Genomic DNA, 24,613 nt, shown 5'->3' on the forward strand with positions numbered 1-24,613 from the left:
AGCCGGGAACCGTGCGAGGCTGAAAGCGTTCATTCATGTCAGCCCCGCCGTCCCACCGCACCCGAGGAATCCACGCCCATGAGCCCCGCCGAAGGCGACCGTGACACCCAGCGCATCCTGATCGTCGACGACGAGCCTGCGGTACGCGAGGCGCTCCAGCGCAGCCTCGCCTTCGAGGGCTACGACACCGAGGTCGCGGTCGACGGCGCGGACGCCCTGGAGAAGGCGACCGCCTACCAGCCCGACCTGCTGGTCCTGGACATCCAGATGCCACGCATGGACGGTCTGACCGCCGCGCGGCGCATCCGCGGGGCCGGCGACACCACGCCGATCCTCATGCTCACGGCCCGCGACACGGTCGGCGACCGGGTCACCGGGCTCGACGCGGGCGCCGACGACTACCTGGTCAAGCCCTTCGAACTCGACGAGCTCTTCGCCCGCGTCCGGGCGCTGCTGCGGCGCAGTTCGTACGCGGCGTCCGCGGCGGGCGTGGTGGAGGACGACGAGGCCCTCACCTTCGCCGACCTGCGCATGGACCTCGCGACCCGTGAGGTGACGCGGGCGGGGCGGCCGGTGGAGCTGACCCGTACCGAGTTCACGCTCCTGGAGATGTTCATGGCGCACCCGCGCCAGGTCCTCACGCGTGAGCAGATCCTGAAGGCGGTGTGGGGCTTCGACTTCGAGCCGTCGTCCAACTCGCTCGACGTGTACGTGATGTACCTGCGCCGCAAGACGGAGGCGGGCGGCGAGCCGAGGCTCGTGCACACGGTGCGAGGTGTGGGGTACGTGTTGCGGCAGGGCGGCGCGGAGTGACGAAGGTCGTTCGCCGGTTCCGCACCCTGCCGATCCGGTCCAGGCTGGCGCTGCTGGTGGCGGCGGCGGTGGCGTTCGCGGTGGCGGCGGTCTCGGTGACCTGTTGGTTCATCGTGCAGGGGAAGCTGTACGAGCAGCTGAACAACGACCTGCAGAGGGGGATGAAGGGGCCGGGGCAGATGGGGCAGATCCAGCAGGCTCAGCTCGCCCTCGCGAACTGCTCCGCGACCCCGCAGGGCACCGGTTTCTTCCGGAACAACTACTCCCAGGTGGTCACGGAGACCGGCAAGATCTGTGTCACCGACGATTCCACGGGCACCATCAAGGTCACGCAGTTCGACAAGGACAAGATCAAGGACGGGGACACCGACCAGATCTACTTCCGCAACGGCACCGACGAGGACGGCAACGCGGTCCGCGTGATGACCCGGGCGCTGGGCGCCACCACCACCGTCACCGGGGAGACCGGACCCAACGTCGGGTTCGTCGTCGCGGTACCCCTGAAGAGCACCGAGTCCACCCTCAACGAACTCGCTCTCATCCTGCTCCTGGTCTCCGGCGTGGGAGTCATCGGTGCCGGAGCCGCCGGCCTCATGGTCGCCCGCGCCGGCCTGCGGCCCGTGGACAAGCTCACCGATGCCGTCGAACACGTCGCCCGTACCGAGGACCTGGGCATCCGCATCCCGGTCGAGGAGGACAGCGAGGACGAGATCGCCCGCCTGTCCCACTCCTTCAACTCGATGACCTCCGCCCTGGCCACCTCCCGCGAACTCCAGCAACAGCTCATCGCCGACGCCGGCCACGAACTCCGCACCCCCCTCACCTCCCTCCGTACCAACATCGAACTCCTCACCCGCAGCGAGGAGACCGGCCGCCCCATCCCCGCCGCCGACCGCAAGGCGCTGCTCGCCTCCGTGAAGGCGCAGATGACCGAACTGGCGGCGCTGATCGGCGACTTGCAGGAGCTGTCCCGTTCGCAGGGGCAGCAGGGTGAGCGGGTCCAGGTGATCGCGCTGGCGGACACCGTCGAGTCGGCGCTGCGCCGCGCACGGCTGCGGGGGCCCGAGCTGACCATCACGGCCGACCTCCAGCCGTGGTACGTCCGGTCGGAACCGGCCGCGCTGGAACGCGCGGTGGTCAACATCCTGGACAACGCGGTGAAGTTCAGCCCGGAGGGCGGCACGATCGAGGTGCGGCTGAACGAGGGTGTGCTGACGGTCCGCGACCACGGCCCCGGCATCCCCGCCGAGGAACTCCCGCACGTCTTCGACCGTTTCTGGCGCTCCCCGAGCGCCCGCGCGCTGCCCGGCTCGGGCCTCGGTCTGTCGATCGTCGCCCGCACGGTCCAGCAGGCCGGCGGCGAGGTGACGCTGGCCCGCGCGGAGGGGGGCGGCACGGTGGTCACGGTACGGCTGCCGGGGGCGCCGGTGCCGCCGCCGGAGGTGCCGTGACGCGGCTCGGTGGAAGCCGGGCCGCCGCGTCGACGACGTCAGGACATCAGGAAACGCCCTTCGCCGCGTCGTTCACCGAGGGCTTCACCCACGCCTGCCAGTCCGCGCTGGTCGCGATGTCGGTGAGCTGGGCCAGGGTCAGGGGCGGGGCGGCGACGTCCGCAGGGCCGCGCTTGGTGTCCGTGCTGTTGGAGGTGACCACGACGATCCGGGTGCCGTCCGTGCGGAGCAGGTCGGCGGTACGCCGGGTCAGCGCGCCGGACTTCTCCTCGTAGCTGATCAGGACGGAGCCGTCGTCGAGGTTGCGGGCCCGGCACGAGGACTGGGTGGCCTTGGCCTGAGCCCGGTCCGCGCAGGAGTAGAACGTCTGGAGTTCCGCCTTGGTGGCGGGGCGGGCCTTCTTGCCCGGCTGGCCGTCGGCGGCCTCCTTCGCCGCCGCGGACTTGTCCGGTGCCGTCCGTCCGCTCTTGTCCGGCTCCCGCTGCCCGGACTTCCCGGCCGCCTCGCGGGCCGCGTCCTTGTCCAGCGCGTCGAACGCGGTGAGCTGGAAGGCGCCCTGGACGCTGACCGTCGTCTCGGCCCGGCCCTGAACGAGCAGTCGTCCCCCGGCGCTGACCGAGTCCGCGCCCTGCTTGCCGTCCCACCACTGGTACCCGCTGGTCGTGGGCTTGCCGGGCAGCAGGTCCCGCAGGGTCGCGACGGTCGCCTTGCCGGTGACCGCGACCTTGCCCGCCGGCGCCGACGTGCGGGCCGCCGCCAGGGAGAAGTCCGGAATGGTCACGGCTGTGGCGGCGGCCTGGTTGTTCCTGCCGTCGCCCGAACCGTCCGGGATGACCCCGGCCAGCACCGCGCCGCCCGTGAGTGCGGTCGCCACGGTGAACACGGCCGCTCCCCACAGCGTCTGCCTGCGTCTGCGCAGCCGTCGGCCGCGGGCGAGTCCACCGCCCACCAGATCCGTTGCCGGAGCGGGCAGTTCGTCGGCGTACGCGTCGAGCATGCTCCCCAGCCGGGGGCCGAACTCCCGCTCGTCGCGCTCCATCTGCCCCATGTTCTCCATGAGATTCCAGCCCTTCCCCACCGAGGTGGTGCCGCGGCGATGATGTGATGCCGGTCAGCGACCGGCGAGAACGTCGTGCTCGCCGCCCAGCGACGTACGAAGCGTCGACAGTGCCCGCATGCTGCGGATGCGCACGTTCCCGGCGCTCAGACCGAGTTCCGCCGCGGTCTGCGCGACGCTTCTGTCCTCCCAGTAGCGCAGCACCACCACGGCCCGGTCCTGCGGCGACAACAACGCCAGCGCCTGGGCCAGCGCCAGCCGCAGGGCCGGGTCGTGGGTGGTGGCCGGCTGCTCCGGCAGCTCGCCCACGGGTCTCTCGTACGTCCGATGCAGCCGGACATGCGAGAGATACGTACGCATCAGGATGGTGCGCACATAGGCGTGCGGGCTGTCGGCCTTGCGGACCCGGCCCCAGGAGACGAACGCCTTGCCCAGGGTGGTCTGCACCAGGTCCTCCGCAAGATGCCAGTCGCCGCAGACCAGCAGTGCGGCACGGAAGAGGCGGGGGCTCACGGCCTGCATGAACGCCTCGATCTCCTCCGACCGGTGCGACGATCTGGCCATGTGGGTTCCCCTCCCGGTAACACGTCCGCGCTCACATGTCCTTGACGCTCCAGGCCCGCCGTCGCGTTACACCCGGGACCGAAAAAAGGCAGGCCCCCGGATACGGGAGCCTGCCTCGCGGACGGTGGGGCGCGCTACCTGCGCAGCGCCTCGGCCGGTTGGATCCGTGACGCCCGCCAAGCCGGATAGAGGCCCGCGACCAGACCGGTGACCAGACCGATGGCCGGCGCCGCCGCGACCGTCGTGGGATGCACCACGGGTGTCCAGTCCCGGGCGATGGCGACCCCCACCACCGTCAGGGTGCCGAGGCTGGTGCCGATCAGTCCGCCCAGTGCGCCCAGCGAACCGGACTCGGCGAGGAACTGGATGGTGATGTGCCCGCCGCGCGCACCGAGCGCCCGCCGCAGCCCGATCTCACCGGTGCGTTCCAGCACGGCGACCAGGGTGGTGTTGGCGATCCCGACGGCGCCGATGACCAGGCAGATCGCGGCCAGCAGCAGGAAGAGCTGCTGGAGGTCGTCGGTGACGTTCCCGCGCAGGGTCTTCGGGTCGGGCGGCGGCACCGCCTTGAAGTACTCGGGGTGGTCCGGCCGTAGTGCGGTGGGCGCCAGTTTCGCCACCTGCTGCGCGGCTCCGATCTTCGTGGAGACCAGCATCTTGGCACCGCCGGCGGCCGGTTCGCCCCACATCTTCTCCGCCGTGGAACGCGGCACCACGACCGACAGCAACAGGTCCGCCTTGCGTTTCACGTCGTCGATGATCGCGACGACGGTGAACGGCTGGTCGCCGATGAACAGCGCGGGGCGCGTCTGCAGGGTGGTGATGCCCAGCCGGGCCGCCATGCCCGAGCCGATCATGACGACGGGTTGCGCGGTCCGCTCGGCGTAGGCGTCGTAGATCCTGCCCTGGACCACGTGCGGTACGGCCGCCTCGATGACGCCCGGTGACGCGGCGACGATGGCGGCGCGTTCGCCGGTGGAGTCGTCGCCGACCGGCGAGGACCGGATGGCGGCGTTGGTGGTGCGGGTGTCCACCGTCCAGTAGACCCCGGCGTGTTCGACCCCGCCGAGCCGCTGCACGCGCGCGTCGGCGTCCTTGGGGAAGGCCAGCGGCACGAACTCGTTCTGCTCGATCCCGATGTCCTCGACGTTGACCTCGGTGGCGGTCAGCACGTTGAAGCGGGAGTCGATCTGGGACGAGGTGGTGGCGGTCAGCCCGAGGATCGCGACGAAGGTGCCGACGCCGAGGACGGTGCCCAGGGCGGTCAGCGCGGAGCGGGCCGGCCGTTGCAGCATGCCGGCGAGTGACTCGCCGAGCAGATCCCGCGGCGCGAAGACGGAGGGCTCCACGGCGGCCGTCCGCGCGCGGCTCCCGCGCGAGGTCAGCCGCCGAAGGCGCCCAAGGCCGCGCGGACCCGTTCTGGGCCTGCGGTGGCTCATACCGCCACCTGCTCGCGCAGTACGCCGTCGCGGATGGCGACCGTGCGCACGCCCCGGGAGGCCACGGCGGGGTCGTGGGTGATGACCAGCACCGTCATCCCGGTGCCGTGCAACTGCTCAAGCAGCCCGAGGACGGACTCGGCGTTGCGGCTGTCCAGGTTCCCGGTCGGCTCGTCGCACAGCAGCAGTGAGGGACGGGACACCAGGGCGCGGGCGATCGCCACCCGCTGGCGCTCACCGCCGGACAGCCGGGTCGGCAGGGAGTCCAGGCGGTGTCCGAGGCCGACCTGCTCCAGGGCCTCCTGGGCCCGCCCGGCGCGCTCGGCCCGGGGCGCGCCGTTGTAGACCATGGCCAGTTGGACGTTCTCCCGGGCGCTGCGGTGCGGCAGCAGGTGGAAGGACTGGAAGACGAAGCCGATCCGGCGTCCGCGCAGGGCAGTGCGGTCTCCGTCCTTCAACGTCCCGGTGTCGATGCCGTCCAGGAGGTACGTCCCCTCGGTCGGGGCGTCCAGCAGGCCGGCGATGTTCAGGAACGTCGACTTCCCTGAGCCGGAGGGGCCGATCACGGTCACGAACTCGCCCTGCTCGATGGTCAGGTCGCAGGGCCGGAAGGCCGGCACGGGCGGCGGGCCGGGGTAGGTGAGGCCGACCCGGCGGAACTCGATCACCGGGGGCCGGTGGTGCGGGCCGGGTGCCGGCAGCGTGGGGTCGGTCATCGTTTGCCCCCCGCGGTACCGGAGTTGACGCCGGTGACGACCTTGTCGCCCTCGGCCAGTTCGGCCCCGGCGGCCGGTCTGACCTCCACGTAGCCGTCGCCGGTGGTGCCGGTGGTGACCTCCACCCGCCGCTGCCGGTCACCGGACTCCAGGACGGTGACCACGGTCTTGCCGTCGGATCCGGCGGTGATCGCGGTCACCGGTACGACCAGTGCCTTGCCCTTGGTCGACGCGGCCTCGACGGTCAGCCGGACGTCCTGGCCGACGGTGTTCGACGGCAGGGCCTTGTCGGGTTCGACGACCACCAGGTAGCCCTGGGCCTCGGCGGCCGCGTTCCCGCCCTCGGCGGCCCCGCCTCCCTGGGCCTGGTCGGTGGTGGTCGGCTGCTGTCCGGTGGCCATGGTGTCCGCCACCGAACGGACCGAGGCGGTGACCTTGACCCCCGTCGTCTCGGACAGGATCTCCACCTTCTGCCCGACCCGGACGAGGCCCTTCTGGGACTCCTGGAGGTATCCGTTGACCGCGAGTTTCCCGGCGGAGACGGTCATCACCTTGCCGGTGGGCGCGGATCCCAGCACGGCGTTCACGCTGTCCACCCGGGCCGGGAAGCCGGAGAGGTAGACGACCTCGGACGCGGGCAGCATGGGCCCGGCCGCCACCTGCGCCTCGGTGAGCCGGGTGCGGGCCCGCTCGAGGTCCTGCGCGGCACGGTCGACGGCCTTCTGCGTCTCCTCGTTGGAGGCGTCCCGCCGCGCGTCCTCGGCGTCCTGCCAGGCACGTTCGGCGGCGGTCACGGCGTCCTGCGCGTCCTGGACGGTGGCGGTGCCCTCGGCCTGCGCGGAGACCGGGTTGTAGCCGATCGAGGCGTAGAACGCGGTGAGCGCGGCCTTGGTGCCGGCGCCGAAGGTACCCCGGGCGTCGTTGCCGGTGCCGTGTCCCAACGCGGCCAGCGCGGACTGGAGTTGGGCCACGTCGTCGCCGGTGGAGCCCGGCTTGAGGTCCCGGTAGACGGGCACGCGGCCCTTCAGCGCGAACACCGGGCGGCCGGAGATCTCCGCCAGGACCTGCCCGGCCTTGACCTCCGTGCCCACCGGCTTGGGCGCCTTGGTGACCACCGCGCCGGTCGTCCCCTCGCCGCTCGCGCCGGACGGGGCGACGTCCACCGACTGGCCCGCGACCACGGTGCCGCGGATGATGACGGAGTCCTTGAGCACGCGGTTCTCCACCGGCGCCGTCAGCACGTCCTGCGGCGGCGGCTCGGCTTCGGCCGCCGCCTGCGCGGGCGACTTCACCACGAACGAGGCGGCGATCCCGGCGCCGGTCAGCAGCACCGCGGCCACCGCGACCGCGGCCACCCACTTGCGCTTCTGCGACAGCCCGGAGTCCGCGGCACGGCGGGACCTGGAGGAGGGTTCCGCCCTGCCGGACACCTCGGTTCCATCGGGCATCCCTACGCCGCCGGGCATCCCGACACCGCCGGGACCCCCTACTCCGCCGGATGTCCCTAATCCGCCGGGTATCCCTGCTCCACCGGGCATCTCGGACCCCGGCGTCGGGACGGACTGCTCTGCTTCGGACACTGCGTCTCTCCGGGGCCGACTGGTTTTCTTGGTGGACGCGTTGCGGGGCACCGGGCGTTACAGAACCTCGGCCATCAACTTCAGCTGCTTCTCCTTCGTCTTCTTGACCTCGGCGAGCGCTTCCGCGTTCTGCTCGATCATCTGTTCCTGGTAGGCGGCGTCCACGGCGTACCAGGTGCCGATGACGTTGTACTTGGCCTTGCAGGCGACGTCGGCCGAGGCGACCTGCTTCTCCTTGGCGGTGGCGAGGGAGGTCTCCTGCCACTGCGGGTCGTCGTTGGCCTTCATCGGGTCGGCGTAGGTGTAGCCCTTCTCCTTCATGCAGGCCGACCACTTCCCGAAGACGGCCTTCACCCGCGCGTCCTCGTACGACTTGGCCCAGCTGTCGGTGTTGACCTTGTCGGCGATCGGCGGGGCGCCGTCCTTCGACGGCTCCTGGTCGGCCGAGTAGCCCAGCTTGGTCTTCGCCTCGCCGATGCAGCCGCCGACCGGAACCTTCTGGCCGTTGTAGTCCTGGCCGCCCTTGGCTGCGGCGGACCCCGGCTTCACGTTCGGGTCGGTGGTGCCGTTGAGCACCATGGTGGCCGCCGCGGCGAGTTCCTGAGGCTTGGGCTTGACCACGGCCTTCTCGGAGCCCGCGGGCTTGTACCCATGTCCGGCCACATCGTCGGCGTCCGTGGGGCCGTAGCGAAGCTGGGTGATGCTCTCAGGCACGAACACCGAGGTTTCCGGAACCTTGTAAGCGATGCCGAACCTGGCCATGCACCGTTCCCTGAGGATGTTCTCGGCGTCCGACAACTGCTCCTCCTGCTCCGCGTCCAGCAGATACGCCTCGACCGGCAGGGACTTGCCGGTCGCCGAGGTCAGCTTCGGGAACGAGGACACGGAGGGGGCGCCCGTGCTTCCCGCCGCCTTGCTCTCTTCGTCGGAGCCGGACGCGGAGGTGCATCCCGCGACGGCCGAGAGCGCCACGGTGGCGCAGAGGACGGACAGAGAGACGGCGAAGCGACGGGTATACATCGAGATGCTCTTCCTTGGATAGCCGAATAGCCGGTTCTGTGCTGGTCGAGGACCGCTCGCTACACTCCGAGCGCGGGGGTGCGCTGCCCAGCTGCATTGGGCAGCGCACCCCTTGCCTGTAACGGTGACGGAGGGCTCGGCCCTCGCCGTGCCGGCGGCCTAGTAGAACTTGCCGGACGCGTTGTCGTTCTTCAGTGAGGCGTTGAGATTCGCCTGGCCACCCTTCGGGATGGACTGGGAGACACCGCTGTAGTTGCTGTTGAAGTACTGGCGGATGCCGAAGTCGAAGTCCCAGTTGTCCACCGAGGCGGTGTTGTTCTTCACCGGCAGTCCGGCACCGGCACTGCCGGCCGCGCTGGCGCTGAAGTAGTAGCTCGCGTAGTTGGGGATGTCGAAGTACTGGCGGTAGAACGCCCCCTTGTAGTCGCTGTTGTAGTACAGGCAGGCGTAACCGGGCGTGCAGGACTCGGCGGTGCTCGCGGCACCGGCGGTGCCGGCGGCGCCGAGGGATACACCGAGGCTCGCCAGAGCGACCGCTCCGGCGGTGGCCAGGGTTCTGATGCGCATGAAGTTCCCTTCGTAGGTTCATACCGACATGACGCTCCGGACACCGCGGCGCGTTACAAGGACCGTGGCGTCCGCTGCGATCGGAACGTACATAGCTCGAACGTCTGACTGAAAGGCGATAAGCGGGGGTGACCAAAAGCCGACCCCTGCCACCCTCTCCCTCACGCGGAGTCGCCGAGCCGTCACCGATCCGCTGGCCAGCGCCACGGAATTCGGATAAGGGGAAGCCGGGAGAACCCGGTCCAAATATCCCTGATATCAGAAAAAGCCGTACTTACCGGGACTGTGGAACATATAATTCCACCCCATATTTCCCAGCGAGCTTGGCCGGTTTCACCCGTCACCGCCGCCGAACGACCACGGCACGCGCCGCCCCGGGGCGCGTAGGGTGCCCGGATGATCCCGGTACCGGAGACCTTCGTACGCAGCACCGTCGAGCGCGAGGGAGAGCGAGGTGCGGACTGGATCGCCCACCTCCCGGACACGGTGGACGAGTTGCTGGACCGTTGGGACTGCGTGCCGGACGGCGCGGTCTCCCACGGCGGGGTCGGCCTGATCGTCCCGGTGCTGCGTCGCGTCGCCGGAGCCACCGCCGTGCTGAAGGTCTCGTTCCCGCACCCCGGCAACGTGCACGAGCCGGACGCGTTCGCCGCGTGGGGCGGGCGGGGCGCCGTCCAGTTGTACGAGCGGGACGACGACCGGTTCGCGATGCTGTTGGAGCGGGCCGGCACCCGGACCCTCGCGGAGGTCGAGGCCGGCGACGAGGACGTGATCGTCACGGTGGCGGGGCGTCTCAGTCGCCGGCTGGCCGTGCCCGCGCCGGTCGGGCAACCGTGGCTGCCACGGCTGCGGGAGCGGACCGAGGCCTGGGCGGAGGAACTGCACAGGGACGCGGGCGACTTGAGACACGAGCTGCCCCAGCGCGTGCTCGACGCCGCGCTGGCGACCGTCCGTGAGCTGGGCCCGGCGCAGCCGGACCTCCTGGTCCACGGCGACCTGCACGCCCGGAACATCCTGCGCGCCGACCGGGAGCCCTGGCTGGCCGTCGACCCCAAGGGCTGTGTGGGCGACCCGGCCTACGACGGCGGCACCCTGCTCAAGTCGCGGGCGCTGGCGCTGCTGGAGGCGGACGACCTGGGCCGAGCCGTGCGTCGCGCCGTGGACGTGTTCGCCGAGGCGGCGGAACTCGACCGGGAACGGGTCCGGCGCTGGGCCCAGCTGCACGCGGTACAGGCGGCTTTCCACGCGCGTCGGCACGGGTTCCGGGTCGCTCGGGGCGGGACCCTGCTGGACTGGATCACCCGGTTCACGGACGAGGTGGCGTGCCTGCTCACGCCACCCTCCCCGTACGGGGGTTGAGCCCCCGGCTCCGGCCGCCGCTGGGCACACCCGCCGGGTCGCGACGGGAGCGCGGCAACGTTTCCGTCATCGGCTGCGACTGCCAAGTGCTGGTACCCGCCCCCCACTTGATCGGAAGCAGCCGTGAACGAACCCCGCAGCAGGACCCGTCGCCGCAGAAAGAAGACCGCGCTGGCGGCGAGTCTGCCCGTCGCACTGACCGCCGCAGGGACCATGGCGTTCGGCACCGACCTCGGTGTCCTCGGCGCGGACGCGCGGATGACGGCGTCCGCCGCCACGGCCGCCCCCGCCTCGGCCGCCGCCGCCTCGGCCGCCGCCCCCGCCTGGGCCGCCGCGACCGCCGACGGCTTCGCGTCCGTCAACGCCCTGGGGCAGAACGGCACCTACGGCGGTCGGGACGGCAAAACCGTCACCGTCAGGACGCTCGCCGAGCTGGAGAAGTACGCGACCGCGCCCGAGCCGTACGTGATCGTCGTCGCCGCGGCCATCACCATGGACCCGGTCGGGAAAGAGATCAAGGTCCAGTCGGACAAGACCATCGTGGGCGCCGGCACCTCCGGGCACATCGTCGGCGGCGGCTTCTTCCTCGGCCAGGGCGTGCACAACGTCATCATCCGCAACCTGACCATCCGGGACGCCTACCAGGGCGTGTGGAACGACAAGGAACACGACTTCGACGCCATCCAGATGGACGGCGCGCACCATGTGTGGATCGACCACAACGACCTGCGGCACATGGCCGACGGACTCATCGACAGCCGCAAGGACACCACGTACCTGACCGTCTCCTGGAACAGACTGAGCCAGGAGAACAAGGCGTTCGGCATCGGCTGGACCGACAACGTCACCTCGGACATGACGATCCACCACAACTGGATCCGCGAGACCGAGCAGCGCAATCCCTCCACGGACAACGTCGCCCACGCGCACCTCTACAACAACTACCTGGAGGACGAGGCGGGCACCTCCATCACCTCCTCGTACGGCAACTACGCGCGCGGCAGGACGAACATGGTCCTGGAGAACTCGTACTTCCAGGGCATGAGGAACCCGGTGACCCGCGACGCCACGGCCACCGTCGTGCAGCGCGGCAACGTGTTCTCCGGCACGAGTGGCCGTAACGAGAGCGGCGGCAGCGGTGCGGCCTGGGACCCGCGGACGTACTACGCGTACACGCTGGACAAGGCGGCCGCCGTCCCGGCGCTGCTGAAGTCGGGCGTGGGACCGCGCACGTCCATAGGAACCACGGCCACGACCGAGGCGGCCGCGGCCACGACGAAGGCAGCCGCGGCCACCACCCTCACCGTCGCCAAGGACGGCAGCGGCCAGTACACGACCGTCCAGGCCGCCGTGAACGCCGTACCCGCCAACAACGCCTCGCGCGTCGTGATCGCCGTGAAGCCGGGCACGTACCGCGAGCTGGTCAAGGTCCCCTCCAACAAGCCGCACGTCACCATCCAGGGGACGGGGGCGAGCCGTAAGGACACGACGATCGTCTACAACAACGCCTCGGGCACCCCCAAGCCCGGCGGCGGCACGTACGGCACCGGCGGCAGCGCCAGCGTCGCCGTCGAGGCGGACGACTTCCAGGCCCGCAACCTGACCATCTCCAACGACTTCGACGAGGCCGCGCACCAGGACATCGCGAACCAGGCCGTCGCCCTGCGCACCTCCGCCGACAAGGTGTTCCTCGACGGCGTCATCGTCAGCGGCGACCAGGACACCCTGCTGGTGGACACCGCGTCCAAGGACAGGCTGGGCCGCGTCTACATCTCCAACTCCTACGTCGTCGGCAACACCGACTTCATCTTCGGCCGGGCCACCGCGGTGATCGACAAGTCCGTCATCACCCTCAAGAAGCGCTGGAACGGCACCTCGGCCGGCTATGTCACGGCCCCCAGCACGGCCGCGAACCGCAAGGGCATCCTGATCGCCAACTCCACGGTCAACGGTGACGTGTCCGACCGCAGCTTCCACCTCGGCCGCCCCTGGCACGCGGGCGGCGACGCGAGTCTCGACCCGCAGACCACCGTCCGCAACACCTCCCTCAGCGCCGCGATCAGGACCACCCCGTGGACCGACATGAGCGGCTTCTCCTGGAAGGACGACCGCTTCGCCGAGTACAAGAACACCGGAGCGGGCGCGGGCGCCGCGAGCTCGGACCGCCCTCAGCTGACCGACGCCCAGGCCACCGGCCAGGAGGTCGCCGACTGGCTGGGCGACTGGACTCCCACGGCTTCTTGACACCGACTCCTCACTGACACCCATCGCTCCCCCAGCGGTCCGCGATCGATCTAGGCTTGGGCCGGATCATGGAATCGGGGAACGACGGGGGAGCCAGACAGTGCGAATAGAGCGGCACCGGGTCGGGGAGGCGGCCGTCGCGGCGGCCCGCGAGGACTTCGCCAACCGGATCGGCTCGCAGGTGCGGTCGATGTCGAAGGCCGGTCCGGTGACCTCGTACGAGTGGTGGCTGCTCGCCGAGGAGTTCGTCGAGTACCTCGGCGCGCTCTCCGTCGAGACGCCCGACCTGCACACGCCGGAGGCGAAGGCGGTGCTGGAGGACGCCGTGGAGGCCGCCGCGGGGGCGGTGGCGTACGCGGCGTACTTCCCGCACAACCACTTCCAGGTCTTCCTCAACTACGTGAACTGGGGCATGGTCTACGACCCCGAGCCCGAGGGCACCCCGGAGTCGGTCCGCGCCGGCCAGTGGCTGGACGCGTTCTGTCTGTCCGTCCTGGGCGCCAAGGCCGAATGGCACGGCGAGGCCTTCCACTTCGCCCGCGAGGCCCCGCAGAAGGGCCGTGCCGGACGGCCCGACACCGAACTGATCAACGGCTTCATGGCGTACGTCATCGGCGACACCGGGGACGACGAGGCGAACTACCCGCCCTCCCGCGAGGAGAAGCTCGCCGCCATCGACGCGGCGATCGCCCGGATCCGGGCCCTTGAGGCGGAGACCGCCGAGGACCTGGTCGACCACCCGCACGGCCTCGGCCTGCACGCCCTGCGCGCGCTGACCGCGGGCGACCAGGAGGCGTTCGGTTCGGCGGTGGTACGACTGCTGCTGCCGCTGGCCGACATCCCCGGCCCGGGGGCGCGTCCGGGCAGTCTGCTGCCGCTGCTGCCGCTCGCGCTGACGGCGCTGGCGTACCGGCGCGAGGGCTGGCAGCCGCCCGTCGACTCCGGGTACCTGCCGCACGCGCTGGTCACCGGCTTCGAGACGCCACCGCCGCGGGTGGGGGCGTACGGTCGTGACCGGCGCCCCGACGCGGTCGCCGAACTCGCCTGCGGAGTGGTGGAGTTGGAGCGCCCGGTGGACCCGCAGCCACTGAGCGCGGAGAGCGAGGCCCAGTTCGAGAGATACACCCGGGAGGCCTTCACCCCGGTGCCGGGGGAACCACTCGCCGCCTGGGAGCTGGCGCACGCCGTCACGGACCAGGAGATCCTCTTCAAGACCCGCGCCTCACACTCCGCCGACGCGAGCGACCTCCAGTTCGGCAACCTGCGGCTCGCCGCCGAGCTGGGCGCCGCGCTCTTCCGTACGACGCTGGCGGAGCCCGGCACCGAGGTCGAGGTGACGATCGACGGGACGACCGTCACGTACCCCGCCTGCCGTGACGAGGACGCCGGGCCGGGCGCCTGGCACCGGGCGGTGAACCTCGCCCTGATCACGGGCCGCCGGGAGGACCTGGCGCCGCTGGTCCTCGCGGGCCCGACCTGCGTCTCGGCCGACGGGTCCCCCTTCGCCTCGTACCGGCAGGCCCTGCACGACTACCTGCGCGGCGAGGACCCCGAACCCGCCACGGACCAGGCCCTGCTGGACTGCGCGAAGGCCCAGAACCAGGCGTTCCTGCCGCCCCCCGCGGTCCTGTTCTCCCAACTCGTCGAAGGCGACGAAACCTCCTTCAACCTGGCCCTCCTCGACGCCCTCGAGGCCCACCGCGACCACCACCGCGTCGCCGACCGCGCCACCGACTGCGACGCCGCGATCAACCTCGACATCCTGGCCCTCGTCTGCCACGCCCGCCGCCGGGGCTGGCAGATCAGGGTCACGTCCCCCTACCTGCCGGCTCGGATTTTGGCGGCGGCGGAGCCGTTCTAGGGCGCGGGCAAGAGTCGTGAACGCGGAAGAAGAAGAAGGGGAAGGGATTGACGGGGTGCGCCGATTAGTTGGCGTGGCGGTGGTGATGGCGGGGATGGCTCTCGCGTTCTGGTTGGCCCTGGGGCCCTCGACCGAGTGGGAGGGCGGCGTGAGAATCGTTCGCTTCGCCATCGTGCTGAGCTGCTTCGTGGTGATCAGGTTCGGGGTGAAGCTGATCTTCCCCGACAGGCCCGAGGACGGGCTCGCTGAGGACGGGGGCCAGGGCGAAGCTTGATGACCCGATCACCTTGCTCACCGCGACCGCCGACGACCCGCACCAGTCGATGACCGGGATCCAGCTGTTGGCCTACGTCATCACTCCGGCCTGGTGATGAGTTTTCGCGCCCGCACCCGTCACACCTACGAAGGGACGCGACGAGGCGGAGGATGACGTGATGAGTGCGGACACACGGCTGGAGGAGCTGGGCGTGAACGGGCTGGACGAGTTCGACGAGCCGGCGTTCTCGGGGCTGGCGGAGCGGCATCGGCGGGAGCTGCACGTGCACTGCTACCGGATGCTCGGGTCGTTCGAGGACGCCGAGGACACCGTGCAGGAGACGTTCCTCCGTGCCTGGCGGAGGCGGGAGACCTTCGAGGGGCGGTCGACGTTCCGGGCCTGGCTGTACGGGATCGCCACCAACGCCTGCCTGGACCTGCTCGCCAAGAGCCGCCCGGAGCCCGCGACCGGCGGCGAGGTGCTGTGGCTGCAGCCCTACCCGGACCGGTTGCTCGACGAACTGCCCGCGGGCGAAGCGGACGAGCCGGAGACCGTCGCCGTCGCGCGGGAGACGATCGAGCTGGCGTACCTGGTCGCAGTCCAGCACCTCGCGCCGCGCCCGCGGGCCGTGCTGATCCTGCGGGACGTGCTCGGCTGGCCGGCGAAGGACGTCGCGGAGGCCCTCGGGGACTCCGTCAACTCCGTGAACAGCGCGCTGCAGCGGGCCCGCGCCGGCATGCGGGAGCACCTGCCCGCCGAGCGGCAGGACTGGACCGGCGGCGAACAGGACCCGGAGACGCGCGAGCTGGTGCGCCGCTTCACCGAAGCGAGCGTCGCCAAGGACGTCGACGGTCTCGCTGCCATGTTGCGGGACGACGTCCGCTGCTCGATGCCGCCCACCCCGGGCCTGTCCGTCGGTCGCGACACGGTGGTGAACAACTGGGTCGAGGACGGTTTCGAGGACCTGGGGCGCCTGCGCTGTGTCCGCACATCGGTGAACCGGCAGCCCGCCCTCGCCTTCTACCTCTGGCGGGAGCAGGAGGACGCGTACCTGCCGCTGACGATCGACGTCCTGCGCATCACCGGCGGGGCCATCACCGAGATCGTCACTTTCCACGACGACCAGTTCCCGCGGCTCGGGCTGCCGGAGCGCCTGCCGGCGAACGGATCGGAGTAGTCCCGGTTCGGCCCGACGTCGCGCCGCGCGTCGCAGGGTCTGGGAGCGTGCGGCCCTCGCCAGCCTCCTGGTCGCCGCACTCGTCATCGCCGTCGTGGCCGTGGCGGAGTTCTGAGGTTGCCGGGCAGGAGGTTGTTGACCGTCCCGACTCCAGAAATGCATGCGTTTCACATAGACTTTGGCTATGGAGTCAGCACTGGAAGCAGCCATCAACGAGTGGCATGCGAGTGTGAACGACGGTGACCTGGAGCGGTCGGCGAGGGCTGTCGGTGCTCCGATAGTCGTCCTGGGACCAAAGGGGGCCGGTCCCCTTACGCCCGAGCAGTTCGCGGAGTGGGTGGAGCGGTCGGGGATCAAGCTCATCCCGCGGTCGTGGCACCCGGTCAGTGAGAGCCTCATGGTTGTGGAGGAGGACGCCACTTGGCCGGAGAGTACGGCGCCGACCCGGGTGGCGACGCTCTTCCGGGTGGCCGGCGAGAAAGTGACCGCCTCACTGCGACTCCCCGATCTGAAGTCGGCGTTGGAGCTGGCTTACATCTGCCGTGAGATGGCGGCCACCGAATGAGCGGCCCCGGACCGGGTCAGGTCTTGTTCGCGTTCGTCCGGCACTGGTCGCGCCGGTCGTTGGAGAGCGACCACATACCTGCCGAGCAGGGCCGGCTCGTGCTCGTCACCGAGGCTGTCTGTTCCCTGACGCAGCGAGGGATGTCGGCCACGGTCAATGCCGTCGCCGACGAGATCGGCATTGACCAGAGCGGAGCATCGCGACTGGTCAAGAGCGCGACAGAGGCGGGGTACCTGACCATGCAGCCCTCGGAGACAGATGGCCGTCGCCGTCAGGTGACAGTCACCCCATCCGGCCACCTCAAGCTGCAGCAAGCTCATGAGTGGCAGGAAAGGGTCTTCGACCGGCTGACCGAAGGCTGGGGTGATCAGCAGCGTCGGGACTTTCAGCAGGCGATGACGCACCTGATCGACCGGTCCCATGTGTTGGACGCTTGACCACGCCGACCGTCAGTCCCGCCTACCGGAATGACCGTCAGGACCCGCCCACCGACAGCCCCGCCCCCTCGATCCGCACCTGGATCCCGTCCTCGCGCACCCGCACGTCCCGCAGCCGTACCTGGCCCTGCTCCGGCTCGGGTATCTCGAAGCCCAGGGACAGCTGGTCGGCGAGGACCGGTCGGGTCAGGCGGGGCAGGGCGTCCAGGAGGGCGGGGTCGAAGCCGAGGCGCTCCAGCAGCTCGGGCTGTTCCACGGCCAGATCGACGAGGTTGAGGCCCATGGCCTGCCGTACGAAGCTCGGGCGCCCGGTCAGCCGGGACAGTGCGGCGTCGGAGCGCTCCGCCTCGCGGACCTCGGAGTCGGGGACGCCCAGCACCCGTACCACCGACGGCACCGCCAGCAGTGCCTTCGCCTTGCGGGTCTCCTGGGCGAGGTCGGCGGCGGCCTCGCGGGTCAGATGGAGGCCCTCGGATGCCGAGGTTCCCGGGCGGTAGGTCGCCAAGTCGCCGATGTCCAGGCGCATTCCGTCGATCTCGGTGGCGATGCCCCGGTCGCCCTCCTGCCGCAGGCGCGCGTCGGCCCGTAGCCGCAGATCGTGTCCGGCGACCGGCAACGTGCCGCGTGCCAGCACCCGGTCCTGGCCCTGGCCGGTGAACTTCACCTGGGACGCGCCGAGTTCACGGTTCAGATCGTCGAAGGAGAGCAGCACTTCGCCGTCGAACCGGGGAATGTCCGCTCCCCGTATGGCGGTCAGCCCGTCCGCGTTCAGACGGACGTCGTGCGCGGTGGCCGTCACGCGGGCCAGCGAGACCCGGTCGGCGGCGACGTCCGGCACGGTCAGCCGTACCGAGTCGAGCCGTTTGTCGGCGACCTGCGTGAGGAAGGGGAATCCGCCGATCTCCACCTCGGGCGCCGCGCTCAGCTTCAGCCGGTCCTTGAGGGTGTCCGCCGCCCGGCCCTCGGCGTACAGCAGGGCCCAGCGGTCGGCGACTGTGAGGAAGGCGGCGAGGACGACGAGGCCGCAGACCGCCTTTACCGCGAACGGAAGTCCGGCGAACCGGCCCCGCTTGCGACGGCGGGTGCCGCTGGCGCTTCGGCCGTGGTGCGGCGGAGCCCAGGAGTCGTCCTCGGAGCCCTGCTCGGAGCCCCGCTCGAGGGCCTCCTGCAGTGGTCCGTGTGGACCGGTCGGGCCGTCGTCACCGAGGGCACCGAGCTCGTCGTAAGGATTTGCATACGCATGTGCGGGGGGATGCGTCGGGTTGTGATGGGGGGCGCGCATCGATCCATCCGACCATGCGCGTACCCCCCACCCGCAACTTGAACCGGCGCTCTGCGACTCAGCTCACGATCCGCGGACCCGTTGAACGTTCGCTACTGCACGATCGTGATCCGGTTCGTCGTCGGCGGCGCGATCGGCGCGGACGCCGAGGAGTTGGCCGTCAGGTACTGCTCCAGGGCGGTCAGGTCGTCGGTGCCGACGAGGTCGCCGGTGCCCTGGCCCAGGGTGGTGAAGCCGTCGCCGCCGCCCGCCAGGAAGCTGTTCGTCGCGACGCGGTAGGTGGCGGCGGGGTCGACCGCCGTGCCGTTCACCTTGATGGAGTCCGTGACGACCCGGTCCGCGCCGGTCTTCGTCAGGTCCAGGGTGTACGTCAGGTTCGCGGACGGCTGAAGGATCTTCGGCGCGGCCGCGTTCACGCCGCTCACCTGCTCCTTGAGCACCTGGATCAGCTGGGCGCCCGTGAAGTCCTGGAGGTTCACCGTGTTGGAGAACGGCTGCACGGTGAAGCCCTCGGCGTACGTCACCACGCCGTCGCCCTCACTGCCCTTGGCCGCGTAGGTGAGGCCCGCCCGGACGCCGCCCGGGTTCATCAGCGCGAGGTCTGTCCCGGCGTCCAGCTCACGGCCGTACCAGAGCTGCGCGTCCGCGATCAGGTCGCCCATCGGCGACTCGGTGCCGGTGCTCGGCACGTCGGCGGAGATGTGGCCGATGGCGCGGTTGCCGATGGGCGCCGCGAGGGTGTTCCACTTGCTGATCAGCGAGGTCATGTCCGTCGCCTTGGGGACGGTCCGGGTGACCACGTGGTTCGCCGACTTCACTGCCGTACGGGCGATGTCCCCCGTCCACCGGTCGTACGTGAGCGTGGTGTCCGTGTAGAGACGGCCGAACGACGCGGCCGAGGTGACCATGCGCGGCTTGCCCGCCGGGTCGGGGATCGTGCACACGTACGCCGCGTGGGTATGGCCGGTGACCAGGGCGTCCACCGACGGCGTGATGTTCTTGGCGATGTCGACGATCGGGCCGGAGATGCCGTCGCCCGCGCCGCCCGCGTCACAGTCGTAGTTGTACGAGGAGGAGGCCGGCAGCCCGCCCTCGTGGATGAGGGCCACGATCGACTTCACGCCCTGCTTCTGCAGCACCTTGGCGTACTTGTTGATCGTCTCGACCTCGTCCTTGAACTTCAGGCCCTTGACGCCCTCGGCGGAGACGACACCCGGGGTGTCCTCCAGGGTCACGCCGATGAAGCCGACCTTGACGCCCTTCTTCTTCCACACCCAGTACGGCTTGAGGATCGGCTTGCCGGTCTTCTCGTCCAGCACGTTGGCCGCGAGGTAGGGGAAGTCGGCGCCCTTGAACCTCTTGTCCGTGTAGCAGCCGGCGGTCGGGTGGCAGCCACCGTTCTGCAGCCGCTTGAGTTCCTTGGCGCCCTCGTCGAACTCGTGGTTGCCGACGGAGGTGACGTCCAGGTCGAGCTTGTTGAGCGCCTCGATGGTGGGCTCGTCGTGGAACAGTCCCGAGATCAGCGGCGAGGCGCCGACCATGTCGCCGCCGGCCGCGGTGACGGAGTACGGGTTGCCCTTGCGGGCCTCGCGCAGATGGGTGGCGAGGTACTCGACGCCGCCCGCGTCGATCGTCTTCGTGGTGCCGTCCGCCTGGAGTTCGGTGACCCGGCCGGAGGAACCGGACGGCGGCTCCAGGTTGCCGTGCAGGTCGTTGAAGGACAGCAGCTGTACGTCCTGGTAGCGGCCCGGCGCGTGACCGCCCGGGCGTCCCTTGCTCTCGCCCGCGCTCGCGGCGGCCGGCAGCGCGGCGGCCAGCGCGCCGACGGTGGCGACGGCGACGAGACCGGAGGCAGCGGCGAGGAACCGGCGGCTACGAGGTCTGCGGCTCGCGTCTCGATCCGGGTGCGGGTGGGATGTGGCTGGCATACGCCCCCCTGTGACTCAGGTGTGGAAGTGGCCCCCGCGAGCAGGTGTGCAGTGGGGCCTCGTCCGGCGCAGCCTAGGGTCAACGCGCGTAGCGCGACAGAGGTTTCCCGGTTACAGCCTGGTTGCTTCTTTGCCGCCACTTTGCCGGGACCTCCCCTTACCCTCGTACGCATGACCAGCGACGACATCGCACGCACCGGTATCCCCCGCTCCATCGAGACCCGCACCGAGCTCTCCCCGGACCAGACCGAGTCGGTGCTCGCGCTGCTCGCGACGGCGGCGGAGGGCGACGGGCAGCAGGCGGTGTCGGAACAGGGCCGGTTGCAGTTGCGGGGCGGCCCGCGCCCCGGAGTCGCCCATCTGCTGCTGACCGTCGGGGACGAACTCGTGGGCTACGCCCAGCTGGAGGACACCGACCCGGTGGAGGCGCCGACGGCGGAACTCGTCGTCCACCCCTCGCACCGGGGTCACGGCCACGGCCGGGCGCTGGGCTCCGCGTTGCTCGCCGCGTCCGGGAAGCGGCTGCGGGTGTGGGCGCACGGAGGCCACTCCGCCGCCCGTCACCTGGCGCAGGTCCTCGGCCTGACCCTGTTCCGTGAACTACGGCAGATGCGGCGGTCGTTGGGCGACCTGGACCTGCCGGATCCGGTGCTCCCGGAGGGCGTGACGGTACGGGCCTTCGTCCCCGGCGCCGACGACGCGGCCTGGCTCGCGGTGAACGCGGCGGCCTTCGCGCACCATCCCGAGCAGGGGTCCCTGACCCAGCGGGACCTCGACGACCGCATGGCCGAGCAGTGGTTCGACCCCGCGGGCTTCTTCCTGGCCTTCCGCGGCGACGAACTCGTCGGCTTCCACTGGACGAAGGTCCACGCGGCGGAACAGCTCGGGGAGGTGTACGTCCTGGGAGTCCGGCCCGGCGCCCAGGGCGGTGGCCTGGGCAAGGCGCTCACCACCATCGGGCTACGGCACCTCGCGGATCAGGGGCTGCCGACGGCGATGCTGTACGTCGACGCCGACAACGAGGCGGCGGTCTCGGTGTACGAACGCCTGGGCTTCCGGACGTACGAGACGGACCTGATGTACCGCACGGAGAGCTGAGCCAGGAGGGTGTGAGCGAGGGGACGTGGCCGGGCCCCGGACCGCGTGACCGGGCGCGGTCAGGTAGTGGTGCGCGCCGGTTCCGGCGAACCCGCCGCCCGCCGCCGTCGCCGCCGCCGCCGTAACGGCTCCGTCCCGCACACCCCCCACACCAGCAACGCCGCCACCAGCAGCACCCCCCACCGCTGGTGCGCGGACGCCCACCGCTCGTCCGTCACCGTCACGACGAGCGCCCAGCGGTCCGGCAGCAGCAGCCAGGACAGGACGGCCCCGGTGAGCAGCACCGCCGTCACCCCCGCCCCCGGCCGGGGTTCCTCACGGAAGCGGACCGACGCGGCGGACAGGGCGAGCGCCAGCGCGAACGCCGTCGCCGCCTCCAGGGTGACCGCGCCCACCGGAGGACGAACACCCGCCGGCACCAGCAGGACGGCGGTGGTCCACAACAGCGCGGTGAACGGGACCATCATCGCGGCCCGCAGCAGTTGGCGGACGGGCCGCCGTACCGGTACCGGTGTCGTCGTGTGGCGGGCCGGGTCGTCCAGGAGGAACGCCCCTCCCGCGGCGAGGGCGAGGGCGGCTACCCGCAGCAGGTTGAGCGCCAGCCAGTCGGAGGGCTGGTCGCCGAGCAGCCGGGGCACGGCGGCCAGCAGCAGACCCACCGCACCGGCCGCGCCCAGCGTCCGCCACGGCATCGTCCGCGCGAGGGGGACCAGCAGCACCCGTACGGTCGCTGCTACAGGCACTTGTCCGCCTCCTTCGGCGCCTCGACGCCCAGCAGCCGAGCCACCTCGGCGGTCGTCACCTTCGGCGCGGTCAGCTCGGCCCAGTGCGAGGTCACACGCGCGGCGACCGTCCGCCGGGGCTGGTCGAGCAGCTGCCGTACGACACTGGTCTGGCCGTCCGTCATGTACAGGCCCGTGGTCGGCGACAGGACGAGCGCGGAACCGCTGACACTGTCGTCGAGCCGGACCCGGGCCAGGTCGCCCATCGGGTCGGGCCGGCCGGCCAGGCCCAGCCACATGATGGTGACCATCCGGCCGTCGCACAGGTCGCGGGTCGCCGTCTTCTCGCTGCCCGTGACCAGCACTCCGGCGACCGCGACCGAGAACTCGGGGACGCGGTTGCCGCCCCAGGTCGTGCCCACGGTCACCTGGTGCGGGGTGGTGGACGGGTCGATCGTGCTGCCGGTGTTCAGGCCGTAGCGGGCCTCGATCCGCTGCCGGACGAGGAGTTTCTGGTCGTGCGCGGCGCCGCCCGCGAGGGACTGGACCTGCTTGACCGTGTCGGCCCAGGTGGTGGCCCGCGGGATCCATTCGGGGAACGCGCAGTACGTGGACCCGTCCCGCTCGACGCAGGTCTGTTCCTTCTCCGGGGCGACCGAGGCCCGTTCACGCGCGGCGGTCGTGGCGGCCGGGCCGGTCATCTGGGCGAAGGCGCCGAGCACGGTCAGGGCGAGCATGCCCACGAAGGCACCCTGCACGGTCCGGATCCGCCGCCCGCCGCCGAGCAGCACCGCGAGCAGACCGATCGTCAGGCAGAGCGCGAGGAGGTACACGGCGTGCCAGGCGGCGGGGCGGCCCAGCAGGTCGGACGGGAAGGCGTTGCCGCCGCCGAATCCCTCCATGACCACCGGGTACAGCCAGCGCGTGCCGCCCTCCTCATCGCCGGAGGACGCGCCGAAGAAGAAGAGGATCAGGAAGAGGAGGAAGACGATCAGCAGCGGCGCCGCGGCCACCGACGCCACCAGTCGGGCGAGCAGAACCCCGGCGGCCCCGAACAGCAGGACCGTCAGTGGGCCGACGAGCAGTTCGCCGACCGAACCACGGCCGATCGCCCCCGGCTTGAGAGCCTCCCAGGTGAACTGCCCGGCCACACACACCGCGACCACCGCGGCCACCGGCACGACGGACAGCAGGTGTGCGACCGTACGCTGCCACGGCTGCACCACCAGGACGGCGAAGTGCCGTTCGGTGTCCCTCCGTTTGGCGCGCAGCACCGCGTGGTTGACGCCCAGCAGCACCGCGAGTGCGACGAGCACCGGCGGGCCCTGGGTGGCGCGGTCGACGTCCTGAAGGGCCGGGTAGCCCTCATAGGAGTCCGGGGTCCGCCACACGATCCAGGCGACGTGGACGAGGAGGGCGAACAGGACCAGGACCCGCGTCAGCAGTTCGCGCGCCTCGAAGAGTGCCAGCGCCACCACGGCCCGCCACGACGGTCCGGGCTCAGTGGGCGCCACAGTCCGTGGTGCTTCCATGACCGCACTCATGCCGCCGTCACCTCCTGGGCGTCCTCGCCGTCGAGGGTGAGCAGGTAGCCGTCCTCCAGGGTGGGTTCGAGGAGTTCCGCACCGGGCGGCGGATCACCCACGTTGCGGAAGCTGCCGGTGCCGGTGCGCCAGCCCGCCTTCGCGGCCGGGGCACGCTCGGCGGCACTCCACACCCGGCCGGCCGCCCGTGCGGTCAGTTCGGCCGGGGTGCCGTCGAAGCGGACACGGCCGCCGGCCATCACCAGGACGCGGTGGCAGAGCATCGCCACGTCCTCCGTCTGGTGGGTGGACAGCAGCACCGTCCGGCCCTCTCCCGCCTGAGCGATCAACTCCCGGAACCGCATCCGCTGTTCGGGGTCCAGGCCGACGGTCGGCTCGTCGAGGGCCAGGAAACCGGGGTCCCCGACGAGGGCGGCGGCCAGCGCGACCCGCTGCCGCATACCGCCGGACAGCTTCTTGATGCGTCTGCCGCGCACCTCGGCCAGGTCCACCTCGTCCAGGACGCGCCGCACCTCGCGGTGGCGTGCGGTGCGGTCGGTGAGCTCCTTCAGGATCGCCACGTAGTCGACGAACTCGAAGGCCGTGAAGTCCGGGTGGAAGCCCGGGGTCTGGGGCAGGTAGCCGAGCACCCGCCGCACCTCCTGCCGGCCGCGCGCGGTGCCCGGGTCGTGGCCGAGCACGGTGAAAGCGCCGCGATCGGCGGGCACGGCCGTGGCCAGCACCCGCAACAGGGTGGTCTTGCCCGCCCCGTTGGGCCCGAGCAGCCCGGTGACGCCCGGCACGAGCCGCAGCGACACGTCGTCGAGGGCGCGCGTACCGCCGTAGCGGAGGCTGAGCCCGGAGGCGGAGACGGTGGGGGTCATACGGCGCTCCCAAGAGGATGGTCGAAGGTTGCGGAAGTCATCCACGCGGCCGTCGCCGCGGTCCCACGGC

22 protein-coding genes are annotated in these 24,613 nt (G+C 71.0%); 10 read left to right on the forward strand and 12 right to left on the reverse strand.

From position 1 onward, the window contains the following. The first annotated feature begins 78 nt into the window (after nt 1-78). Together ABZ027_RS14120 and ABZ027_RS14125 are read left to right on the forward strand one after the other, a co-directional pair. Nucleotides 79-813 carry a response regulator transcription factor gene (locus ABZ027_RS14120; protein ID WP_356767820.1) on the forward strand — a complete coding sequence of 245 codons (735 nt, stop codon included), beginning with the start codon at nt 79-81 and terminating at the stop codon, nt 811-813. Then, nucleotides 810-2,264, forward strand: a complete 1,455-nt coding sequence (locus ABZ027_RS14125; RefSeq protein ID WP_356767822.1) for a HAMP domain-containing sensor histidine kinase — start codon at nt 810-812, stop codon at nt 2,262-2,264. The genes ABZ027_RS14120 and ABZ027_RS14125 overlap by 4 nt, the downstream gene beginning before the upstream one ends. 46 nt (nt 2,265-2,310) lie before the next feature. Here ABZ027_RS14125 and ABZ027_RS14130 read toward each other — a convergent pair whose 3' ends face one another. From ABZ027_RS14130 to ABZ027_RS14160, 7 genes are all read right to left on the reverse strand, one after another. Further along, nucleotides 2,311-3,312, reverse strand: coding sequence for a hypothetical protein (locus ABZ027_RS14130; RefSeq protein WP_356767824.1), 1,002 nt, complete (start codon nt 3,310-3,312; stop codon nt 2,311-2,313). Nucleotides 3,313-3,375: 63 nt separating this feature from the next. Further along, nucleotides 3,376-3,885: a SigE family RNA polymerase sigma factor gene (locus tag ABZ027_RS14135; RefSeq protein ID WP_356767826.1), complete on the reverse strand. Its 510-nt coding sequence runs from the start codon at nt 3,883-3,885 to the stop codon at nt 3,376-3,378. Nucleotides 3,886-4,019: 134 nt separating this feature from the next. After that, complete coding sequence (locus ABZ027_RS14140) at nt 4,020-5,180, reverse strand: ABC transporter permease (RefSeq protein ID WP_356767892.1); 1,161 nt, start codon at nt 5,178-5,180, stop codon at nt 4,020-4,022. A 140-nt stretch (nt 5,181-5,320) separates the two neighbouring features. Beyond that, a complete protein-coding gene (locus tag ABZ027_RS14145) occupies nt 5,321-6,040 on the reverse strand; it encodes an ABC transporter ATP-binding protein (RefSeq protein WP_356767828.1) in 720 nt (239 codons plus the stop codon). Beyond that, entirely contained in the window at nt 6,037-7,488 is a 1,452-nt protein-coding gene (locus ABZ027_RS14150; RefSeq protein ID WP_356767830.1) for a peptidoglycan-binding protein, read from the reverse strand. The genes ABZ027_RS14145 and ABZ027_RS14150 overlap by 4 nt, the downstream gene beginning before the upstream one ends. A gap of 189 nt (nt 7,489-7,677) precedes the next feature. Next, nucleotides 7,678-8,640, reverse strand: a complete 963-nt coding sequence (locus ABZ027_RS14155; protein WP_356767832.1) for a hypothetical protein — start codon at nt 8,638-8,640, stop codon at nt 7,678-7,680. Between the two features lie 159 nt (nt 8,641-8,799). Then, entirely contained in the window at nt 8,800-9,207 is a 408-nt protein-coding gene (locus ABZ027_RS14160) for a hypothetical protein (RefSeq protein WP_356767834.1), read from the reverse strand. A 396-nt stretch (nt 9,208-9,603) separates the two neighbouring features. Here ABZ027_RS14160 and ABZ027_RS14165 point away from each other — a divergent pair, with 396 nt between their 5' ends. From ABZ027_RS14165 to ABZ027_RS14195, 7 genes are all read left to right on the forward strand, one after another. Then, entirely contained in the window at nt 9,604-10,566 is a 963-nt protein-coding gene (locus ABZ027_RS14165; protein ID WP_356767836.1) for an aminoglycoside phosphotransferase family protein, read from the forward strand. Between the two features lie 123 nt (nt 10,567-10,689). Further along, entirely contained in the window at nt 10,690-12,810 is a 2,121-nt protein-coding gene (locus tag ABZ027_RS14170) for a pectinesterase family protein (protein WP_356767838.1), read from the forward strand. Nucleotides 12,811-12,910: 100 nt separating this feature from the next. Next, complete coding sequence (locus ABZ027_RS14175) at nt 12,911-14,671, forward strand: Imm49 family immunity protein (RefSeq protein WP_356767840.1); 1,761 nt, start codon at nt 12,911-12,913, stop codon at nt 14,669-14,671. 16 nt (nt 14,672-14,687) lie between these two features. Next, on the forward strand, nt 14,688-14,945 hold the full coding sequence (locus ABZ027_RS14180) for a hypothetical protein (RefSeq protein WP_356767842.1): 258 nt from the start codon (nt 14,688-14,690) through the stop codon (nt 14,943-14,945). 160 nt (nt 14,946-15,105) lie between these two features. Continuing rightward, the gene (locus ABZ027_RS14185; RefSeq protein ID WP_356767844.1) at nt 15,106-16,104 is read left to right on the forward strand and encodes an RNA polymerase subunit sigma-70; all 999 of its coding nucleotides are present in this window, start codon (nt 15,106-15,108) and stop codon (nt 16,102-16,104) included. Nucleotides 16,105-16,288: 184 nt separating this feature from the next. Continuing rightward, complete coding sequence (locus ABZ027_RS14190; RefSeq protein ID WP_356767846.1) at nt 16,289-16,669, forward strand: hypothetical protein; 381 nt, start codon at nt 16,289-16,291, stop codon at nt 16,667-16,669. Continuing rightward, nucleotides 16,666-17,106, forward strand: a complete 441-nt coding sequence (locus ABZ027_RS14195; protein WP_356767848.1) for a MarR family winged helix-turn-helix transcriptional regulator — start codon at nt 16,666-16,668, stop codon at nt 17,104-17,106. Before ABZ027_RS14190 ends, ABZ027_RS14195 begins: the two co-directional genes overlap by 4 nt. Nucleotides 17,107-17,143: 37 nt before the next feature. On the opposite strand, the gene ABZ027_RS14200 is transcribed toward ABZ027_RS14195, so the two are convergent. Beyond that, nucleotides 17,144-18,388, reverse strand: coding sequence for a DUF2993 domain-containing protein (locus tag ABZ027_RS14200; RefSeq protein WP_356767850.1), 1,245 nt, complete (start codon nt 18,386-18,388; stop codon nt 17,144-17,146). A 92-nt stretch (nt 18,389-18,480) separates the two neighbouring features. Next, nucleotides 18,481-20,316: a bifunctional metallophosphatase/5'-nucleotidase gene (locus tag ABZ027_RS14205; RefSeq protein WP_356767852.1), complete on the reverse strand. Its 1,836-nt coding sequence runs from the start codon at nt 20,314-20,316 to the stop codon at nt 18,481-18,483. Nucleotides 20,317-20,487: 171 nt separating this feature from the next. On the opposite strand from ABZ027_RS14205, the gene mshD reads away from it, so the two are divergent. Continuing rightward, nucleotides 20,488-21,414, forward strand: a complete 927-nt coding sequence (gene mshD / locus ABZ027_RS14210) for a mycothiol synthase (protein WP_356767854.1) — start codon at nt 20,488-20,490, stop codon at nt 21,412-21,414. A gap of 59 nt (nt 21,415-21,473) precedes the next feature. On the opposite strand, the gene ABZ027_RS14215 is transcribed toward mshD, so the two are convergent. From ABZ027_RS14215 to ABZ027_RS14225, 3 genes are read right to left on the reverse strand one after another with little or no spacing between them, the layout of a single operon-like run. Beyond that, on the reverse strand, nt 21,474-22,157 hold the full coding sequence (locus ABZ027_RS14215) for an ABC transporter (protein ID WP_356767856.1): 684 nt from the start codon (nt 22,155-22,157) through the stop codon (nt 21,474-21,476). Next, nucleotides 22,148-23,680 carry an ABC transporter permease gene (locus ABZ027_RS14220; RefSeq protein ID WP_356767858.1) on the reverse strand — a complete coding sequence of 511 codons (1,533 nt, stop codon included), beginning with the start codon at nt 23,678-23,680 and terminating at the stop codon, nt 22,148-22,150. The genes ABZ027_RS14215 and ABZ027_RS14220 overlap by 10 nt, the downstream gene beginning before the upstream one ends. Further along, nucleotides 23,677-24,543: an ABC transporter ATP-binding protein gene (locus tag ABZ027_RS14225; protein WP_356767860.1), complete on the reverse strand. Its 867-nt coding sequence runs from the start codon at nt 24,541-24,543 to the stop codon at nt 23,677-23,679. The genes ABZ027_RS14220 and ABZ027_RS14225 overlap by 4 nt, the downstream gene beginning before the upstream one ends. Between the last annotated feature and the right edge of the window lie 70 nt (nt 24,544-24,613).

This window comes from Streptomyces sp. NPDC006332 (genome assembly GCF_040612855.1).
GTDB lineage: Bacteria > Actinomycetota > Actinomycetes > Streptomycetales > Streptomycetaceae > Streptomyces.

Excerpts from the sequence above, each read along its gene's own strand:
- ABZ027_RS14165 (WP_356767836.1), top strand. The coding sequence starts at position 9,604 with ATGATCCCGGTACCGGAGACCTTCGTACGCAGCACCGTCGAGCGCGAG.
- ABZ027_RS14205 (WP_356767852.1), bottom strand. The coding sequence starts at position 20,316 with ATGCCAGCCACATCCCACCCGCACCCGGATCGAGACGCGAGCCGCAGA.
- ABZ027_RS14150 (WP_356767830.1), bottom strand. The coding sequence starts at position 7,488 with ATGCCCGATGGAACCGAGGTGTCCGGCAGGGCGGAACCCTCCTCCAGG.
- ABZ027_RS14130 (WP_356767824.1), bottom strand. The coding sequence starts at position 3,312 with ATGGGGCAGATGGAGCGCGACGAGCGGGAGTTCGGCCCCCGGCTGGGG.
- ABZ027_RS14190 (WP_356767846.1), top strand. The coding sequence starts at position 16,289 with ATGGAGTCAGCACTGGAAGCAGCCATCAACGAGTGGCATGCGAGTGTG.
- ABZ027_RS14155 (WP_356767832.1), bottom strand. The coding sequence starts at position 8,640 with ATGTATACCCGTCGCTTCGCCGTCTCTCTGTCCGTCCTCTGCGCCACC.
- ABZ027_RS14135 (WP_356767826.1), bottom strand. The coding sequence starts at position 3,885 with ATGGCCAGATCGTCGCACCGGTCGGAGGAGATCGAGGCGTTCATGCAG.
- ABZ027_RS14200 (WP_356767850.1), bottom strand. The coding sequence starts at position 18,388 with ATGCGCGCCCCCCATCACAACCCGACGCATCCCCCCGCACATGCGTAT.
- ABZ027_RS14145 (WP_356767828.1), bottom strand. The coding sequence starts at position 6,040 with ATGACCGACCCCACGCTGCCGGCACCCGGCCCGCACCACCGGCCCCCG.
- ABZ027_RS14195 (WP_356767848.1), top strand. The coding sequence starts at position 16,666 with ATGAGCGGCCCCGGACCGGGTCAGGTCTTGTTCGCGTTCGTCCGGCAC.
- mshD (WP_356767854.1), top strand. The coding sequence starts at position 20,488 with ATGACCAGCGACGACATCGCACGCACCGGTATCCCCCGCTCCATCGAG.
- ABZ027_RS14120 (WP_356767820.1), top strand. The coding sequence starts at position 79 with ATGAGCCCCGCCGAAGGCGACCGTGACACCCAGCGCATCCTGATCGTC.
- ABZ027_RS14185 (WP_356767844.1), top strand. The coding sequence starts at position 15,106 with ATGAGTGCGGACACACGGCTGGAGGAGCTGGGCGTGAACGGGCTGGAC.
- ABZ027_RS14225 (WP_356767860.1), bottom strand. The coding sequence starts at position 24,543 with ATGACCCCCACCGTCTCCGCCTCCGGGCTCAGCCTCCGCTACGGCGGT.
- ABZ027_RS14220 (WP_356767858.1), bottom strand. The coding sequence starts at position 23,680 with ATGAGTGCGGTCATGGAAGCACCACGGACTGTGGCGCCCACTGAGCCC.
- ABZ027_RS14160 (WP_356767834.1), bottom strand. The coding sequence starts at position 9,207 with ATGCGCATCAGAACCCTGGCCACCGCCGGAGCGGTCGCTCTGGCGAGC.
- ABZ027_RS14140 (WP_356767892.1), bottom strand. The coding sequence starts at position 5,180 with ATGCTGCAACGGCCGGCCCGCTCCGCGCTGACCGCCCTGGGCACCGTC.